This is a genomic window from Pseudoalteromonas sp. S1650 (assembly GCF_005887195.1).
In the GTDB taxonomy this organism is placed as follows: domain Bacteria; phylum Pseudomonadota; class Gammaproteobacteria; order Enterobacterales; family Alteromonadaceae; genus Pseudoalteromonas; species Pseudoalteromonas simplex.
This window is the reverse complement of sequence record NZ_PNDF01000030.1, coordinates 1-19,478: the sequence shown is the minus strand read 5'-3', so window position 1 is coordinate 19,478 and position 19,478 is coordinate 1. Positions and strand designations below refer to the sequence as shown.

The 19,478-nt window shown below is 37.8% G+C and carries 16 protein-coding genes; 9 read left to right on the top strand and 7 right to left on the bottom strand.

Going from position 1 to position 19,478, the window contains the following annotated elements; genetic code table 11:
* Position 1: 1 nt before the first annotated feature.
* The 7 genes from CWB80_RS23110 to CWB80_RS10905 all read left to right on the top strand — a co-directional run bounded on the left by CWB80_RS23110 (position 2) and on the right by CWB80_RS10905 (position 8,965).
* Entirely contained in the window at positions 2-1,837 is a 1,836-nt protein-coding gene (locus CWB80_RS23110; RefSeq protein ID WP_349304226.1) for a sugar transferase, read from the top strand.
* 158 nt (positions 1,838-1,995) lie between these two features.
* Positions 1,996-2,316 (top strand): STAS domain-containing protein, encoded by a 321-nt coding sequence (locus CWB80_RS10930; RefSeq protein ID WP_138602248.1) that lies wholly within the window; start codon positions 1,996-1,998, stop codon positions 2,314-2,316.
* A gap of 8 nt (positions 2,317-2,324) precedes the next feature.
* Positions 2,325-3,182, top strand: a complete 858-nt coding sequence (locus tag CWB80_RS10925; RefSeq protein WP_138602250.1) for an OmpA family protein — start codon at positions 2,325-2,327, stop codon at positions 3,180-3,182.
* A gap of 1 nt (position 3,183) precedes the next feature.
* Positions 3,184-5,250: an SLBB domain-containing protein gene (locus CWB80_RS10920; RefSeq protein ID WP_138602252.1), complete on the top strand. Its 2,067-nt coding sequence runs from the start codon at positions 3,184-3,186 to the stop codon at positions 5,248-5,250.
* The gene (locus CWB80_RS10915; RefSeq protein ID WP_138602254.1) at positions 5,247-5,951 is read left to right on the top strand and encodes an AAA family ATPase; all 705 of its coding nucleotides are present in this window, start codon (positions 5,247-5,249) and stop codon (positions 5,949-5,951) included. The genes CWB80_RS10920 and CWB80_RS10915 overlap by 4 nt, the downstream gene beginning before the upstream one ends.
* Positions 5,952-5,958: 7 nt before the next feature.
* Complete coding sequence (locus tag CWB80_RS10910; RefSeq protein WP_138602256.1) at positions 5,959-7,416, top strand: SpoIIE family protein phosphatase; 1,458 nt, start codon at positions 5,959-5,961, stop codon at positions 7,414-7,416.
* Between the two features lie 100 nt (positions 7,417-7,516).
* Positions 7,517-8,965 (top strand): sigma-54-dependent transcriptional regulator, encoded by a 1,449-nt coding sequence (locus CWB80_RS10905; RefSeq protein ID WP_138602258.1) that lies wholly within the window; start codon positions 7,517-7,519, stop codon positions 8,963-8,965.
* Here CWB80_RS10905 and CWB80_RS10900 read toward each other — a convergent pair.
* Complete coding sequence (locus CWB80_RS10900) at positions 8,934-9,968, bottom strand: glycosyltransferase family 4 protein (RefSeq protein WP_138602260.1); 1,035 nt, start codon at positions 9,966-9,968, stop codon at positions 8,934-8,936. The genes CWB80_RS10905 and CWB80_RS10900 overlap by 32 nt on opposite strands.
* A 20-nt stretch (positions 9,969-9,988) precedes the next feature.
* On the opposite strand from CWB80_RS10900, the gene CWB80_RS10895 reads away from it, so the two are divergent.
* Positions 9,989-10,321 (top strand): Hpt domain-containing protein, encoded by a 333-nt coding sequence (locus CWB80_RS10895; RefSeq protein WP_054553841.1) that lies wholly within the window; start codon positions 9,989-9,991, stop codon positions 10,319-10,321.
* On the opposite strand, the gene CWB80_RS10890 is transcribed toward CWB80_RS10895, so the two are convergent.
* Positions 10,286-11,191, bottom strand: a complete 906-nt coding sequence (locus CWB80_RS10890) for a gluconeogenesis factor YvcK family protein (RefSeq protein ID WP_138602262.1) — start codon at positions 11,189-11,191, stop codon at positions 10,286-10,288. The genes CWB80_RS10895 and CWB80_RS10890 overlap by 36 nt on opposite strands.
* A 166-nt stretch (positions 11,192-11,357) precedes the next feature.
* Between CWB80_RS10890 and CWB80_RS10885 the strand changes: the two genes are divergently transcribed.
* On the top strand, positions 11,358-13,331 hold the full coding sequence (locus tag CWB80_RS10885; protein WP_171041520.1) for a response regulator: 1,974 nt from the start codon (positions 11,358-11,360) through the stop codon (positions 13,329-13,331).
* A gap of 41 nt (positions 13,332-13,372) precedes the next feature.
* On the opposite strand, the gene CWB80_RS10880 is transcribed toward CWB80_RS10885, so the two are convergent.
* Genes CWB80_RS10880 through CWB80_RS10860 form a run of 5 tightly spaced genes read right to left on the bottom strand, consistent with a single transcriptional unit; the run spans position 13,373 to position 18,906 of the window.
* Entirely contained in the window at positions 13,373-14,695 is a 1,323-nt protein-coding gene (locus tag CWB80_RS10880; protein WP_138602266.1) for a Na+/H+ antiporter family protein, read from the bottom strand.
* An 8-nt stretch (positions 14,696-14,703) separates the two neighbouring features.
* Positions 14,704-16,644 carry a transglutaminase TgpA family protein gene (locus CWB80_RS10875; RefSeq protein WP_138602268.1) on the bottom strand — a complete coding sequence of 647 codons (1,941 nt, stop codon included), beginning with the start codon at positions 16,642-16,644 and terminating at the stop codon, positions 14,704-14,706.
* A 2-nt stretch (positions 16,645-16,646) separates the two neighbouring features.
* On the bottom strand, positions 16,647-17,606 hold the full coding sequence (locus tag CWB80_RS10870) for a DUF58 domain-containing protein (protein WP_138602270.1): 960 nt from the start codon (positions 17,604-17,606) through the stop codon (positions 16,647-16,649).
* Between the two features lie 3 nt (positions 17,607-17,609).
* On the bottom strand, positions 17,610-18,503 hold the full coding sequence (locus CWB80_RS10865; RefSeq protein ID WP_138602272.1) for an AAA family ATPase: 894 nt from the start codon (positions 18,501-18,503) through the stop codon (positions 17,610-17,612).
* A gap of 7 nt (positions 18,504-18,510) precedes the next feature.
* Positions 18,511-18,906, bottom strand: coding sequence for a response regulator (locus tag CWB80_RS10860; protein ID WP_054553848.1), 396 nt, complete (start codon positions 18,904-18,906; stop codon positions 18,511-18,513).
* Positions 18,907-19,478: the final 572 nt, after the last annotated feature.

Sequence of the window (19,478 nt, the reverse complement as noted above, 5' to 3'; positions counted from 1 at the left end):
TATGATGACAATTTTCAGTATCGTATTTTTAGTATTAGTATTCGTTGCAATTTACCACCATGTTGGATATCCAATCATGGTTAATTGGGCTGCAAAAAGTCACAAATCTAAACACAAAAATAGCAAGTCTGACCCTAAAACCTATCAGCCAAATATTGGTATTTTAATGTGCGCGTATAACGAACAAGACCACATAGCAGAAAAGTTACATAACTTAGCCTCATTGTTATATGACAATGATCATTACAGCATACATGTCTATTTTGATGGTTGCACAGATGCGACGGTGAACAGAGCTTATGAGGCTCAACGTGTTTTACTGAGCCATGGTGTGCAATGTTTTTTCCATGTCAGGGAAGAGAACAAAGGTAAAGTGCATGGATTAAATACATTAATGGGGTTAGCAAAATTTCAAAATGATATTTTATTGTTCACTGACGTGAGCGCGCTATTGAGCATTGATGCTTTAAATAAGGTCGCCGATAAATTTAGTAATCCAAAAGTTGCTATTTCTACGGGAGTGTACACACTTGATGATAGGGCTCCAGATGCACAAAAAGCATATTGGAAGTATCAAAATCAAGTAAAACTATCTGAGTCCGAGCTAGGTGCAGTAATTGGTGTGCCTGGTGCCATGTTTGCGATGCGTTCAACATCGGCAATAGAGCTTGATGATAACACTATTAATGATGACTTTATTTTATCTATGAATGCGCTTGCACAAGGTGGTAAGGCAGTATTAGATGAAGACGTTGTTATTTATGAGCGTGAATGCGATTTACAACAAGAAGACTACAAACGTCGTATCCGCCTTGGAGCAGGGAATTGGCAACAAATTAAGTCCCTAAAACAGCTTCTAAAGCCTCAGCTTGGTTGGACGAGTTTAAACTTTTTTTCGCATAAAGTACTGCGCGGCGTGATGCCGATTATCTTAGCGTGTATCTACTTGTGTATTTTATTCGAAGCTGCATTCATGAAAACCACATGGGCAGTGTTTTTAGCCATAGGCATTTTAAGCTTACACGGTGTTGAGCTGTTAAAGAGTGTTTTTAATATTAAAATACGCGTACCTATTTTGGATAAAACAAACTATATTTTAAACAGTTATTTTCTGTCTTTATATGGAATTATACGCTACGAGCTAGGGTACTTTAATGCCCCTTGGCGACGTGTGAGGGATAACAATGTGAATCGTTCTTCTTGTGAGATATCTGGTAAGTCGCTTGTGAAGGTTATAAAGCGTGGCTGTGATGTTATCGGTGCATTAATTGCAATCGCTCTCGTTTGGCCCATTTGTTTATTTGCCGCTATCGCAATTAAATTAACTTCTAAAGGCCCGATTATTTTTAGCCAACTTCGTGTCGGTGAAAGCTCAGATGACTTTGTCAAATTATTTAATGTATATAAGTTTCGCTCTATGGTTGTTGATGCTGAATTAAAATCAGGTGCCGTATGGGCGAGTAAGGATGATCCACGAATTACTCCTATTGGCAGATTTATGAGAAAAACGCGTATTGATGAGTTACCGCAATTAATAAACGTTCTTAAAGGGGATATGTCATTAATTGGTCCAAGACCAGAGCGTCCAGTTTTCTATGCAAAGTTAGAAAAAAATATCCCCTATTTTTGTCAACGAACTTATGGCGTAAAACCTGGTATTTCGGGTCTTGCCCAAGTAATGAATGGCTACGACGAATCAATAGAAGATGCTCGCAGTAAAATTGGTTGGGATTATGCCTATTCACTTAGTATGTCTACGCCATTAGCATGGCTAAAATTAGAATGCTCAATAATTGTCAAAACGCTAATGGTTGTTTTTACAGGAAAAGGCCAATAGTTTTATGGTCAAAATCAGTTGCATAATGCAAATTAATTCCTATAAATTAATTGCATTATGCACAAAGTAAATAAAAACTTAAAATTATCAATATCTTATATTCTGGCATTTAAGTTGTAACAGTAAGATTAACCAAACCATCTTAAAGGTAGAAAATCATGACTAATACAACTAAATCTGATGCAAATACCACATTCATCACTTTACCAAATGATTTCTCTGGCTTAGCAGTCGATAGCTTCAAAGATCAGTTCGAAACGGTAGCCACGAGTGAACAATCTAATGTGGTTCTTGATTTTAGTGACACCACCTTCATCGACTCCTCAGGTATTGGTGCCATGGTATTTTTATATAAACGAATTGAGAAAAAAGGCCAAAAGCTTTCTTTACTGAACGTTTCAGGTCAACCACATAAATTAATGAGTTTACTAAGAGTAGATAAAACCATCCCATTCATTGAGCAAGCTGACATCGCGTGAGGTGAGTTATGAAGCACATACTAATAACAGTTTTACTGATTATAATTGGCGGATGTGCTTCTTGGCCTGATGAAGGACAAGGAGGCTGGGCCGAAAAATACCAAAATTACCCATTAACCGATGAACAAAATGAGCTTATTTACGATACACAAGAAACAGTGGTTTTGAGTGAGTTTGAACATCACGTTTTGAAATTAGATTTGTTGAAAGCTCAAGGCATCAAACAATGTATGCCCGCTCAATTGCTTAAAGCTCAAATTTATGAAAATCGTATACGTCGTTTAATCGCAGCCCAAATGTGGGAAGACGCAGAGCATGATCTTTTGATCCATTACCACGGCCTAAACCAGTTATCAAAACACTTTGAAACAGTTAATGCGATGACGCAATGTGCTGGCCCAACGGAGAATGAGCAGGTGATGACTGCATCATTGAAAGAGCAGATCACTGAGCTGCTAAATAGTGACAATCAATTCTCTTTTAATGACTTTCAAGTAACACCTAAATACATCTCTCGATTATCACAAGCGGCTGACTTAATAAAACAAGTAGATAAAATCAATTTATTACTAGTAGGGCATACAGATATTAGCGGGCAACAAACCAATAACTATGAATTAGCATTGAAACGTGCAGAGACGGTTAAACATTGGTTAGGAATTTACGGGGTTAATCCAGCTACGATTACAACGCTCACACAAGGTAGTTTATCACCTTATAGCAATGAGCCCGACTCAAATGCTAAACGCCACTCAGATAGACGTGTAGAAGCGATAGTTATTGATATTACTGACAAAGATACGAACAAAAAAGTACATGCATTATCCAGTTGGACCAAAGTTTTAAATGGTCCTAAGGGGCAATAATATGAAACAATTAATTTTAATATGCTTACTTATGTTCTCAACACTCGCTGTTGCAGAGCAAGTTCAAGTCGGAAACAAAATATATTTCTACTTACCGGGTGAAGTAGAGTTTGATGAACCATTTGAAGTTGCCAAAGATGGCACCATCACTTTACCTGAGCTTGGTAAGATTAAAGTAACTGGCGCTGAACTTGCTGAAATTGAACAGCAACTACGTGCTGCATTGAGCGAAGTCTATGTTGCGATGGACGATTTTTATGTCGAAATTCGTTCTAGAGATATTTTTATTAATGTTATGGGTTATGTGAACGACCCATCTCAAGTCAGTATTCCCCGTGATGGTAATATCCAAATGGTCATTGCACGTGCAGGTGGCTTGAAACCAGGGGCACAGCTAGACAGACTACAAATTCGTCGCGGTAACGATGTAATAGAATTCAATTACAAAGCCTATTTAGATTCAGGCAACATTGACTTATTACCCCAATTACAAAGTGCCGACACAGTATTCGTACCTGTATCACCACTATTAGGCAATGTACAAATCGATTTTGATGCGCAAACATTAAGTGCATCCGGTGATGCCAGCGATAACAGTGCAATCACCTTACTTGGTGAAGTCCACAATCCAGGTAGTTTTTCATTCAAAGAAAATATGAGTGTATTAGATGCATTGATGCGAGCTGAAGGCGTAACTCGCTACGCAGATGTAACCAAAATTCGCGTTATCGTAGACAAAACACCTGTTGTTTTTGACCTAAAAGCGTATTTGGATAAACCTAACAACGATACAATGCCTGCACTAAAAGCTGGTTCTACGATTTACGTGCCTATCATGGTTGATGATGTAAACACTACATCACGTACCGTCTACATCATGGGTGAAGTACAAAAGCCGGGTGCTTATGAGGCCGGCGATAGTACCAGCTTTTTAGATATTCTTGCAAATGCCGGCGGGCCGACTCGCTTTGCAGAAACTCGCCAGATTAAGATTTTAACGCCATCGGGCGAAAGTATTTTATTCGATCTGCAAGGCTACAGTGAAGGAATTGTGACTGTAAAAGTGCCTAACTTAAACCCAGGAGATGTGATTTTTGTTCCAGAAAAGACTGACCAAAATGAAAAAAGTTGGTTGAAAGTGCCACCAAAACGCGCAATTAAAATTATCGGCGCAATCCAATCACCGGGCCGTTATGAATGGAGTCCCGAAATGGATTTCACAGATTTACTTGCGCATGCAGGCGGGCCTACTAAAGGCGCAAATATCAATGATATAAAGATCGTTCGTAACGGTGAAGTCACTAAACGTTTCGATTTAGAGCAGTATACAATTAATGATGCAGGAAACTATGAATTACCCAACTTGATTGCTGGCGACACTATCATTGTTGAGGAACTGCCAGTTGATCCTGCTGATAATAAATCGCAATGGATCCGCCAAGAATCAAGTAAATCTATTTATATAATGGGGCAAGTTGGTTCTCCAGGCCGCTATGCATTTAATACTAATATGCATTTTATTGATATTTTAGCCGCGGCTGATGGTCCTACAGATAATGCAGATTTACGTAATATTCGTATTACCCATCGTAATGGAAACACTGCAAAGGTTAGTAAGTTAAACCTCGCACTTTATTTTGAAACAGGCGATGAAACACTGTTTCCACACGTTTTACCAGGCGATACCATTTACATTCCTGAAAAAGATAAAGATTGGTTACGTACCCCTAAAGAGCAAGTAGTGCGTATTATGGGGGCTGTTGAAAAGCCTGGTCGTTACAGCTTTGATGACACTATGACGGTACTTGACGTACTAGCAGAAGCAGGCGGTCCATCAAGCTCTGCACTCATAGACAAAATTGTGGTGGTTAATCATTCATGCTGTAAAGAGCAGTCTCGTGTATTTGATTTAGAAGAGTTTGTTAAGAATCCGAATTCAGCGTATATCCCTGTGTTACGTGCCGGCGATACGCTTTATGTGCCAGATAAAGGTCAGGATTTAATTAGCCAATTTAAATCTAACTTTCTCGACTTCATAACAGTAATCGCTTTAGTGGTGGGCCTATGAAAATGATACCTTCTCAATACCAAGAGCTTGAAGCAGTTTGTAATGAAATTGATAACCTTAAAGCTCGCTGTATTTGTTTTATATCTTTAACAGGAAGTGAGGGGTCAACTTCCTTATGTACTAGCGTTGCAACAAGACTATGCAATCAATCAAAAAAAGTTTTGATCATTGATTTGAACCCAATTTCGCCTTTTAAACTTGATCAGAACCAAAGTACTGACGTTGGGCCATGGTGCTTTAGTGATATAAGTTGTCAATTAAATATTATTAGCACAGATCACGTTGATATTTTAACTATGCAGCATCTAAATGAGCTGGAATCAGTTAAAAACAAATCAATCCTAAACGATGCAATTGAACGAATAAAACAAGAATATGACTATGTGTTTATTGATATGAGCCCAGCACTTAAGTGTAATCGAGGCAATGTACCATTACATGCGCTAAGCTTATGTACTGACATGACATTTTTGACTGTTTCATTAGGTTTAAATGATGAAGAAGCACTGTGCCATGGCATTACAAATCTAGAGCAAGCAGGATTGACTGAGATTAAAATTGTAGTCGCACAGCATAACTTTGCTCCACTGGGTACACGTTTGATTGAGTCACTTAAAACGCACCAACATAAATGGCCTAAACTTTCTAATTACCTAATAAATAAAATAATTAAACAACGTTGGTTGTTTACTGCATATTGAGAGACAAATGGACTGCCTTTATCAAAAGAGTTATACGCTAGATTGGCCGATAGTGAGTGAGATACGGCATGTTTTAAAACATATCCTTACTGCAATTAGTGTCAAGCACCAAGACATTGATGCTGCAGGCCTTGTCGCAACCGAGTATTTAACTAATTTACTACGCCACACAAAGAAAAATGATAAGCCTTTGTTATTTAGTATATTTAAAGTATCAAACCAGCAGTTACGAATTGATTTTAAAGATTCATTTAAAAGTTATGATATTTTTAATAATCACTCATCAAATTGGGAAATAGACAGTGGTGAGCTTGTTGAAGGGGGGATGGGGGTTGCGCTTATCAAGCATTATTTTCCTAATGCTAGCTATAATACTCATCATCAATTTAATACATTTTCTTTCTCTTTAAACAATATCGATAAGCGGCCAACATTGATATACATTGATGATGATAAGTCACAATTGGCTCTGCTTAAAGCCTATTTATCCGAACATTTTCAAGTAATTTGTTGCGAAGACATTGAATCAGGTTGGCAAGAGATCCTGACCTCAGGTGCGACGATTTTACTGTTAGACCACAAGCTTAAAAATGGTACGAGTGAACCGCTATTAAAACGACTAAACCAGTCAAATCTAAAAATTAATTTATCAGTTGTTATGCTCACGGGGGATGACAGTGAAGAGTTGATCAAAAGAATTAATATGCTCGGCGTTGATGATTATCTAGTTAAACCTGTTACCAAGACTAGATTACTGCAAAGTATTGAAAGAATTGTTCATCGGTTCTCTGCTTTAAAGTACTTTGTTAATGAGGACAGAGCGCCAACCAAACGTGAGCTAGAAACGTATAACGCTTATAATTTTGGCTCAATTATAAGCCAAATGGGGGGAGATTTTTGTTTGTATCCCCACCAGCATAGCAACGCCGTGGTAATTGGCGATATGATGGGACATGGTCTAGTCGCTTTAAAAGAGAGCTTTGCTATTAAAGGTTTTTTAAGTGGTTGTTTAGCAACAGAGATCCCTTTAGAGACCGTACTACCTATGTTGAATAGAGCCCTTTCTGAGCAGCGCTTATGTAAATCAAGCTTAGTAACCTTGTTGATAATTTATATCGAAGATAACCGTTTACATTGGTTCAATGCGGGTCATCCTGCGCCTTGTGTTATTAATAAACAAGGCCGTTTAGAGCAGCTAGTTGGCACAGATCCTTTGCTTGGCCTTAATGATCAACATCAATTTAAGCATTACCAATATGAACTAGCTGAGGTTGAGCACATATTAATCTTTACAGATGGTTGGTTAGATAACCAACACTTAGATGAAGTGGATCAAATAGTATCGAAATTAAACGCAAACAAACTCTACAATGAAGATTTTGCATATGGTTTATGGCAAGCCAGTCAAGTGAAGTTATCTGAAGAAGTTGATGATGCATCACTCATTGTGATCAACAAACACTAAAGTTTGAGTTTACAAACTGAGCGATTTCACACTAAGCTATTAGTAAGGTTTTGTATCATAATCACTTTATCTCAACAGCTATTAAAATAAGGACATACCAATGCCACCTAAAATTCTCATTGTTGAAGATACTGAGTCACTGGCTTTAATGTACCAGTCATACTTAATACCCACGGGTGTAAATACGCGCATCGCTTACACCGGCGAGCAGGCGATAGCTGCTTTAGAAGAATTTCAACCAGACCTGATCATATTAGATGTCATGCTGCCGGATATGAATGGCCTTGATATTTTATCATCATTAAATGCTGAGAACTCTCCGCAGGTAATTGTCTTAACAGGCCATGCAACAAAAGAAATGGCCATTAAAGCAATTAAATTAGGTGCGAGTGACTTTTTAGAAAAACCCATTGAAGCGGATCGCTTTCGGATCACTGTAAATAACGGATTAAAACTAAAAGACTTAAAGCAAACCGTAAAAACATACAAAAGTACCTATGAGAATGGACAGTACTTTGATTTGATTGGCAGCTCTGCTGAAATGCAATCTGTTTACCAAATTATTAAATCTGCCTCAGCAAGCAAAGCAACCGTTTTTATTACTGGTGAAAGTGGTACAGGAAAAGAATTATGTGCCCGTGCAGTGCACCTAGCATCTCCGCGTGCAAATAAACCCTTTGTTGCTTTGAATTGTGCCGCAATTCCTAAAGATTTAATTGAAAGTGAGATTTTTGGACATTTAAAAGGCGCATTTACAGGGGCCATTGCAAACCGTGAAGGGGCTGCCGGCCAAGCTGATGGAGGAACTTTATTTTTAGATGAGCTCTGCGAAATGGATATTAATCTTCAGAGTAAACTCTTACGCTTTATTCAAACTGGTTGTTATCAGCAAGTAGGGAGTGAAAAAGAGGTTAAAGTTGATGTACGTTTTGTTTGTGCAACAAATCGTGATCCTTTGCTTGAGGTTAAAGAAGGGCGTTTCCGCGAGGATCTATATTATCGTTTACATGTTATTCCTGTCACTTTACCACCTCTTAATAAACGTGGCAGAGACGTTATTGAGATAGCAGATGCCTTATTCAAAAAAATTAGTAAAGAGGAAGGGCGTAGTTACAGGGGCATGTCTGATGCTGTTAAAAACATGTTTTTAAAATACAGTTGGCCGGGTAATGTTCGACAACTAGAAAATACAATTAGAAATATTCTCGTACTTCACAATGAGGATTATATAGAAACAAATATGATCCCTGCTTTACCTCATAGCCAAAACCAGTCAGTCGAAACGGCAGCTTCTGAACCAAGTCATAGGGTTAAAACACAATTTGAGGATAGTACGCCTATATCTTCAGAAATAATTTCAATTGATGAAAAACCAGCAGAGTTTTCTCAGTCAGATATAGAACCCCTTTGGTTAGTTGAAAAACGCTATATAGAACAGTCTATCGATGCTTGTGATAACAATATTCCAAAAGCAGCGGCCTTGTTAGATGTGAGTCCTTCAACACTTTACAGAAAAATCAAGAGTTGGGAGGAAATGCAGGTAAGCTAGCGGTATAAGCCTTATTTAATTGTTCAAATTGCTGTTTACCTGAAAAACGTTGCTCAACTAATTGCTTAGCATTTTTGAGCATATTGCGCTTTTGCTCAGCACTGAGTGATCGTAAGTAATTTAATTGGTTTACTAATGCGTCAGTGCTTGAATCAGTCATTAGTAAGCCATTTTTTAAATGCTCAATGATTTTAACAAGTTGGCCAACAGGTGCAGAAATCACTAGTACACCATTAGACATTGCTTCAAGTACAACCATAGGTAAACCTTCAGCCCTTGAACAAACAACCAATACATCTAAATGTGGCCATATTTGTTCTGGCTCACATTGTCCATGATAAGTTATTGCTGTTAAATCTAATTCACTTGCCATTGGTCCATCACCAAACATATGAAAATTAAGATATTCAGATGAAAATTGTTTAGCAGTCTCAATAAATATATCAGGGGCTTTCTCGTAAGATAAGCGGCCAACAAAGCCAACGTTAATTGGCTCTCTCTCAATGTTTATTGAGTGCTTAGATTTATTATTCAAACTGATAAAGTTTTCCAGTAGTTCTGCTTTGTAAATCTGTTTTGAAAGAATATCTGAAACGGCAAAATTAAATGAAAAGTAGCTTAAAAGCTTATCAAGCCTGTTATATAAATAAACGAGTCCCTGACCTTGCTCACCGGCATGATAAGTAGATATACAACGGCGACTTTGCATTAAGCAAGCGAGCTTGCCTAATATACTTGCTTTATAACCATGAGTATGAAGTAACGAACTAGATGGTAACCCTTTGATAATTTTGTAAAAATCAAAAAAACTTCCGCCCGCAAATTGGTAGTCAATATTTGCATTATCTAAACGATTGTAAAATGCGATGTTATTATGATCTTGATAAAACAAAACTGAGCTTTTAATATTATATTGTTCAAGCAAATTGCATAGGGCGATGATATGGCTTTCGATGCCGCCAATGATGCTTGAATCTACAAATAAAATAACACTGTACTTCATATCTACTCCAAGGAAAAAACATGATAGATACTGCTACATTTGCACAATTGCAACAGGATGTTGGTGAAGACCTAGCAAAACAGCTACTACAAGTGTACCTCACTGAATCCACACAAATTGTTAACGATATTGCTGATACAACAAAACAAGCAACTATTTCTTTAAATGCTCATAGTCTGAAAAGCAGTAGCCGAAGCTATGGCGCGCTTTCTGTAGGTTCTATTGCTGAACAAATTGAGCACAAAGCCAAAGCTGAACAATTCGATCATGAATTGCATGATTTAATCGAGACACTGCAAGATCAATTTTCACTAACACTAAAGCATGGAAATAGCTTGATCAGTTCGGCTTGATTTATCAGCCTCCAAAATTAATGGCATTTTAAGTATCTCACCAAAAACAGTACTAAGTTGTTCAATATCATGTTGCTGATTTGGTGTTTTAATCACATCATCAAAATGTGAAACAATTTCGCTAAGTGCGTCGTGTGAAATACTTAAATCACAAAATGAATATCCCAGCATACTTTCAAGCCAATCAACGGGTTTTAAATCTAATGATTTAATTACACTTGTTTCTTTTGCAATATTTTCTATAAACACTCGACACGCTGAAGTCATGTTAATTGCTTGAGCGATATCTTCTACAAGCATAGCTGGCATAACACTGGTTATCAGGCTACCAGGACCAATTAAAATTAAGTCAGCATTATGTATTGCTTCAACAGCACCTGGAGCCGCATTTACATTTTGAGATAGAGTGACATATTCAGGTAACTGAGTTAGCGAGTCTATCTGGCATTCACCAATAATTTTTTCACCGTTTGGTAAAACAGCTAATAAATCGGTTGGCTCATCAGACATTGGCAAAATGGTTTCAGAATTGCCCAACATCGCATTGAACCAAGCAATTGCCTGAGTCGCAGAGTTAGTTTGTTGTGATAACCCTAGCAGTGTTAAATTACCTAAACTATGACCATCTAACTCACCGCCTTCAAAGCGATGGTGAAATACTTTATGTACTAATGAGTCATCATCGGCAAGTTGTAGGCAACAACGTCTTATATCACCTAAAGCAACGCCCCCCTGACTATTTCTTAGTTTTCCTGTACTACCACCATTATCAGTTGTTGCGACAATTGCAGTGAGTTCTGCGCAATGTGGTCTAATTGCACTAAGCATATGAGATAAGCCGTGGCCACCACCAATACATACAATTTTCATTTGATTCACCCTAATTAGTTCATACCAATTAAAAGCATAAGGCATACCATTTTTAAGATTTAGCTAATATGATGAAATATCGATAATTTTTTAAAAAATATATGGATGAATCTAATTCTTTTTTCTATATTTGCATTATGCGATGCAATTTTTGATAGGAAAAGCCATGGCGGGTATTAACTTAGAGCAATTACCAATTGTGCTAAGACAGTTTAATGGAATAACAGAAAATCAAACTGTTAAAAAAGAACTTCAAGTTTTACTTAATCCTTATTTTAGTTTTAATGAGCTTTGCTTAATTAATATTGAAAACAATAAAGCATCAGTCGAAATGCGTACTATGAAGTATTTCGATTTTGAAGAAACATTGTTTATTGATGCTTTGATTGATGACTCAATGTTATGGGTTGAGATTAACAATAGCAGCATGTTTAGAACCCCAAGCAATGTAGAGAGTGCTTTAGTCTTTCAAGTAAAAACAGGATTTGGTAAAGCTCAATGTCTGGTATTTTTATCTATTGAACCAGGAGCTTGTTTTAACGAACTTGAATCAATGCCATTACAAATTTTACTTCAACAAGTTGCACATCAATTAGAACATCAAACGAGGCTTAACAGGCAAAAATTTCATTCGACTTCACTATTAAGCCGTTTAGCTGAGCTTTCAAATCTATTTAATGACTTTGCCAGTGAATGGTTTTGGAAAACCACAGAAAATAATCTGTTTACAAACGTATTAACCTCAAACGTAGCAAACAATCTATACAAAAGGCATTTCCTGAATAAAACATTTGACGATGTAATAACTGAACATGAACAAACGCAGTTAAAAAAGTGGTCTCAATTTAAACACTTATTGTCAGAACAAAATGAATTTATAGATTTTGAATTTGAGATAAATTCATCACCTCAAGCTTGGGTGTCTTTTAGTGGTAAACCGCAATATGATGCAAATGGCCATTTCAAAGGCTATATGGGTATTGCAAAAGATATAACAGTAAATAAAGATAGAGAGTATGCACTTAATCTAGCGAAGAACAAGGCTGAAGAAGCCAGTCTTGCAAAATCGCAATTTTTAACTGTTATGTCGCATGAAATAAGAACCCCAATGAACGCCATTGTTGGCATGTTAGAACTACTCGCTGACTCTGAGTTAAATGAAAAACAGAGTAGGTGGTTAAATTACGCTAATACTAGTGCAGACCTTCTTCTAGATCTGATAAGCGATGTTTTAGATTTTTCAAAAATCGAAAGTGGCTCACTGCAACTTGATGTCAAAGCGACAGACATTTATACATTGGTTAAAAATATCGCTTCTCAATTCTTAGAAACAAGCCAAAGCACGGGCGTTATTTTTTCATCTGAAATAAAAACGGGATTACCTAAAACTATCGATATAGATAGTGCTCGCGTTGGACAGATCCTATTTAATATTTTAGATAATGCGATTAAATTTACTAAAGTTGGTACTGTTAATTTTAAAGTTGATAGTAACGAAAAAGAACTTATTTTTGAGATCTCGGATACAGGGCAAGGTATGTCTCAGTCTCAACTTGAGACAATCTATGACGCTTTCAAACAACATGATGATGGCGTAAACAGGCAAGCTGAAGGGATAGGTCTTGGGCTGAGTATTACAAAAAGTCTGGTCGATCTTATGAAAGGAACTATCACTGTTGTTAGTGAGCCTAACGTAGGCACTAAATTTACGATAGTGATACCCTTTACCTTGGTAAAAGAGACCACTCACACACAGGAACAAGAACAGTCACTTGAGCCGATTTCTATTTTAGTAACAGAAGATAATAAAACGAATCAGGTGTTAATTAAGACATTCCTAGAAAAACTTAACCATCATGTAACACTTGCAGATAACGGCCAGCAGGCAATTGAAAAAGTGCAAGCAAGTACTTTTGATTTGGTTCTTATGGATATGATGATGCCGGTTATGGATGGAATAAGTGCAACTAAGTACATGCGCGAGAAACTAAACCTCACCATACCTATTGTGGCATTAACTGCAAATGCTTCTAAACAAGATAAGAGCGCTTGCTTAGAAGCAGGAATGGACAAAGTGCTTACTAAACCAATCAGATTTCATGATTTAAATCGTGCTTTACGTATTTTATTCAGCCAATAAGAAAGCCCCAAATTGGGGCTTTAAAATAAACAATACTAATTTTACAACACCATTGCCGCAACCCAGCCAGCAATCAGTAGTGGAATATTAAAATGGATAAAAGTAGGCACGACAGAGTCCCAAATATGGTCGTGTTGACCATCTGCATTTAAGCCAGATGTTGGGCCAAGTGTTGAATCAGAGGCAGGGGAGCCTGCATCACCTAGCGCACCAGCAGTTCCAACCAGTGCCGCAGTAGCCATAACAGAAAAGTTTAGTTCCATACAAAGTGGTACAAACAGGGTGGCTATAATTGGCACTGTCGAAAACGAGCTACCAATGCCCATGGTGATTAATAAGCCAACGACTAAAATTAACGCAGCGGCAAGGGGTTTGTTACCTTCAATCAACCCTGCTGCAGAGCTAACTAATGAAGCTACATCACCGGTTGCTTTCATCACTGAAGCAAAACCTTGCGCCGAAATCATAATAAAGCCAATCATCGCCATCATAGCAATGCCTTTACTAAATACATCGCCGTTTTGTTCAAGCTTTACAACACCGAATAAGGTAAATATAGCTACCCCAACAAGACCACCTAGGATCATAGAGCCACTAATATTTTGTGCCACTAATGAACAAAGTACGGCGGTAATTCCCACTGCTAACACCTTTTTAGGCTGTTCAATGACAACCTCTTGCTGTTGCTCTGTTAGGCTGTGAGACTCGTAACTACGGCGTTTTCGATAAGATATAAACACCGCAACCAATAAACCAAATAACATGCCAATGGCTGGAATGATCATTGCCATCGGCACTTGAGTATTAACAATCTCTAAGCCATTTTCAGTGAGGTTCTTGTGTAGTATCGAGTATAAGTAAATGCCACCAAAACCATAAGGTAGCACCATATAAGAGGTGGCTAAGCCGAAGGTTAAGATACACGCAATGGCACGTCTATCAAGGCGTAACTTGTTAAAAACAACAAGTAGGGGCGGTATTAGAATTGGTATAAAAGCAATATGCACGGGTATCAAATTTTGCGACGAGATCGCACACAACAAAATAATGCTCAATATAAGATAACTAAGTGTCGTTTCGCCTTTGTGGCTATTGTCGTTTACTTGTTTTAGTAACTTAGACGCTAAAATACGGGTTAAACCCGACTTAGAAATAGCCACCGCAAATGCACCTAACATCGCATAGCTCAGTGCTATTTCAGCGCCGCCCGATAAGCCATCATTAAATGCATTTACGGTTTGTGATAAACCAAGGCCTGCGGTCAAACCCGCAACAATTGCGCTTACCGTCATCGCCACAATGACATTAATTCGACAAAGTGTCAGGATCAGCATCAACATAACGCCGACAATTACTGCATTCATATTGTTCTCTATTTGGCTGTTTTGAGAGAGTTTAACAGAACTCGTACGCGGTTTTTGCGATTTTGGTTATATGATTGCTGTTGATAACGTACTTCGATGATTATTTGCTCAAACTCACTTAAATATGCCTCTGTTCTAGGCTTTTGCTGTTTAATTAAAGCAATATTTTGCAGTGGCGTGTTGGTATCAACTGACTCAATGCCTTGCTTTTTTGCCCACAGGTATAGCTTAGTGATGTCATCAACCAGCGGCTCTCTACTTCGAACAGGGCGTTTGTTATATAAGAAATAGCCAGTAAAACTTAGTAATAATGTACCTAACACAATTAAAGGTGTTAGCCATGCTGACTTATTACCAAACAGTGAATCAAATAGACTTTGTTGTGATTCTTGATCAAACGTAAGCACCCAGTTAGTCCATTTATAGTCGAGCTCTTCAAGATGAATTCTAAGCCAGTTTATTGCTTTAAAATGGCTCCAGCGTTTTAGACCAAAGTTAAGATTGTCGTTAAAGCTTTCGTTTAAATCACCCAGTTGTGATAACGAACCGTTTAAACGCTCAGGAGCAACAACAGCGGTAGCATCAAATATGTGCCACTTTTCATCGAAGAACACTTCAACCCATGCATGCGCATCGTATTGATAGATATTGAGCGTAGCAGCTTTAGTTTGTTCACCGCCTAAATACCCCGACACAACACGGGCAGGGTAACCGGCGACACGAAACATGAATGCAGCGGTGCTGGCATAGTGACCACAAAAGCCACGTTTGGTATCAAACACAAACTGGTCTAGTGTATTATCACCATACATGGGGGTAGGCGTTAATGTGTAAGCAAACTGCTGCTGATTAAAGTAATCTAGTAGCGCGTTAAAGTAAGCTTGCGCATTTTCATGCTCAGCAGCCAGCTGGTTTGCCAGTGCCGTCGTTTGTGGATTAGTTGTTTTAGGTAAGCGGGTATATAAGCGTTTTTCAAAGTCATTTAGACTCAGCATAGCCTCACTACTGGTTACCGCGTATTTAATATTTTTGTTTAAGTTACCTTTGCGCTTTAACAAACCATTGTAGGTTGAGTGCACATCAGAATTATCACTTTGCGCAAAGCCAAGTGCAAAAAGCCAATTAGAAGATGAGGGCTCTGCAATAACCTGATAATTAATGCTATTACTTTGAGTAATTGTACGGCGAATTGGGTTAAATTGTTGAGACTTCAAAATGTCCGATATTAGCCATTCACTACCATTAAACTCATCATGAATAAGGCTGCGCCAGTAATAGGGGGCTTGTAAGTTTTGCCCTGGCTGTTGCTCTACCCGAAAAACTAAGTCATCAGATTCCGCTAATTTCGCAATAGAAAAGGGGTTAACTTGCTCTGATAAACCCGTTTTAGCAAGCTTTGGCCCCGGTAGCTGCCAAAACGCTGGAATTTTAGGTAAAAATAAAATCAAAAACGCCGCTATGGGTAAGGCTAGTAGTATGGTTTTAAAACTTTGTTTGTTAGCTGCCTTAAAGCTTTGCGGGCTAGTTAAATAGCCAAGTACCGCGAAGTTAACAATATAAAGTACACTGACTACCAAGGTTTCAAATAACCCTTGATGAAACAAATACACGGTTGAAAGGTTAAAAAACACCAGTAAACAAACGGTTTGATACTGTTTAACGGTTTTCGCTTGTAGCAATTTAAAGCTACTAGCAAGTAGCATCATGGATACAAATAACTTGACCGTATCGCCCACGCCAACCAGAACAAATAAGGCAACTAAGCAAACCGCAGCCAAAATATTCGCCACCAATCCATTTAGTTTTTTATAAAACTTACCTAAAAACAGGTTTAAAAAGCTAAGGCCAGCCAATATGGCTAAGAATGGAGTAGGTACTTCAGTAAACAAAAAGCCACTGGTAACAATAAACAGCAGTGATAAAACGGTATTTATAAGCGGTGTATTCATAATTAAAACTCCGCTAATGCTTGCAAGCAGGCTTTTTGATGGTTGACCCCTTGGCCTTTCGCAATATGTTTATTGGGTAAGGTCAACGAAAACGCCATTTGTTGGTCGGTTAATTGGTTCACCAAAAAACATAACTGGCTTAATCTATGCTCACTATTGCCACTCAACATATTGAAATTAAGTGCTAATTCCTGTGATGCGTCACTGGTAAATTCTTTCGTTAATAGCTGCTGAGTTTTAGCGTAGTGTTTCCACGATACCTTATTTAGCGCTGTACCTTGCACAAAAGGAGTAAGTTGATAAAAGTCATCATTACCGGCTTTAACTTGTGCGTTATCGCCGTCATGTACGTCATTGTCATGGAGCTGTGTATCAAGCTTTTCAGTGGCGATAGGCTGTGGGTAAACATAAACCGTTTCGGTTGGCTCTATATAACTCCACACAGACACCAAACCAAAAGGAAAGTGGCTAATGATTTTGATTCTATCAAAGCCATATGCACCACGTTCACAGCATTTTAGCGCTATTTCAACGGTCTTTTTCTCTTTACTTTGCAGTGACACAGTTTCAGACTCAAGGTTGTCATTAATCAGTTTTATAAGTTCACAGTATGATTGTGCTTGAATTTGAAAACGCGCAATAGGGGCTTTTGGCGCATAACTTTCGTTTACTGACTGGTATTTAACCGACAAACCTCTCACATTCTTATAGCCGGTGAGTATCGCAAACACCAAAACAACCACCATTAAATACGCCATGGCTAAAATCAGGTTGTTTTGATAGTTAATGCCCATCACAAAGTTCAGTAATGCAATTAGTAAAAACTGCCCACCAAGTTTTGAGGGTAATACATAAATCGTTTTATGTTGAAGCTCAATTTCGTTAGTTTTATGCTTATTTTTTAATAGCTTATTAAAAATAGATTGACGAAATTGCTCAATAAAAGCAGGGCGCTTAAACATGTTTTATAAGCTTACAGGCACATGTTTAAGTGCATAGCCACTGTCACCAGCGTTTAAGCCAAGCCTGTGATCAGTCACACTAGGAAAAACCGCTTGTACATCTTCAGGCATTACAAAATCACGACCTTCAATATACGCCCATGACTTTGCAGCTCGGGCAAGCGCAATGCTGGCTCTTGGTGATAATGGGTTTACAAAATGGTTATCTTGGCGAGTAAACGCAACTAGCTCAAGGATATAATCAACCACCGAGTTGCTTATCGTTACTTTATTAATTTCTTTTTGAATAACAGCAAGTTGCTCAGGATTAATACGAACAGGCAAGTCGTCATAATTACGATTGTTTAGGCCTAAAATGAGGTTTTTCTCAGCTTGTTTATCAGGAAAGCCTAAACTAATACGCATGAAAAAGCGGTCTAATTGTGACTCAGGTAACGGATAAGTACCAGATTGATGCACTGGATTTTGCGTAGCAATCACAAAAAATGGTGATGGTAGGGCGTGTTTAACCGAATCTACCGTAACTTGTTTTTCTTCCATTGCTTCTAACAGTGCACTTTGTGTTTTAGGACCTGCACGGTTAATTTCATCACCTAAAACAACTTGGCTAAATACTGGGCCTTGATGAAATGAAAAACTATGTTCTTTAGCATCAAAGATGTTTGTACCAAGAATGTCAGAAGGTAATAAATCGCTAGTGAATTGAATACGTTGATATGACAAGCCAAGAACTGCGGCAAGTGCATGAGATAAAGTGGTTTTTCCCATGCCTGGTAAATCTTCAATTAACAGGTGGCCTTCACTAAATAAACAAGTAAGGGCGAGTTTGATTTGTTGTTGCTTACCAAAAATGGCCGTTGATAGGTCATCTATAATGAGTTGGATTGTCGAATTCATAAACTACTTAATTTGTTATGGTTTCCATCAATTCTAGACGTTTCATAACAGAGTCGACTTTTTTTGCGTTGAATGGTTTGGCGATAAAACCTTTTGCACCTAATTCCCAGGTGTTTTGCACATTCTCAAGACTATTATGACCAGAGCACATAACAACATGAGTATGAGGATGGCGGTCATTTAAGTATTCAAGAATTTCCGTACCGTCAGTGTTAGGTAGTTCAATATCAAGAAAGATTACGTTAGGCGACTTTTCTTCAATTACGGTTTTAGCTGATTCAAAATCTCGACTTTCTAAAATATCGTCAAAACCAAGACCAGTTAAAATTTGATTTAGATAGTCGCGGATATCTTGCATATCATCGATTATCAAAATAGGTTCTAACGGCTTCACAAATTCCATATCGTTTACATCTTATCGTTACATCTCAAGTTGATAGTTTTAATATAAGTCATGAGATAACTAAGCTCAAGAAACAAGCACTAATAAAATGAATAATATGATAAAACAACACCTTAATGTCCGATACCGTCTAGTATTGGACTTAATATGCGCAGAGAATAGGTATAGCTATGTAGAGACGCTTTACTTCCTATAATTTATATTATGTTAAATAGTATATTAATCTTAATAAGCAGGTTCATTAGTCGTTAGATTTTAAGGTTTTTTAGGCCCTTTTTGGTTAATTTGGGTTTTCTCGTATTTATAGCTTTTTATGAACTGTTCATTTTTATTTTGTAAGTTTTCAACCAAACTTACTTCATTCCAATAAGTCCACAACGGTGACTTTTTACAAACCTAGATTTGAAATGCCTTTCTTGTACGGCTTCCAAAAATTTTGGTTTCACTGCCTGTAACCGTTATGGCTTTAAGTTCATTAACTGTAACCGTAACAGCAACCACACCTAGGCATGTTTTTGCAGATGGCCTAATTTATCACCACGTTTCAACTAACGAGGTGATTTATGAGTCGT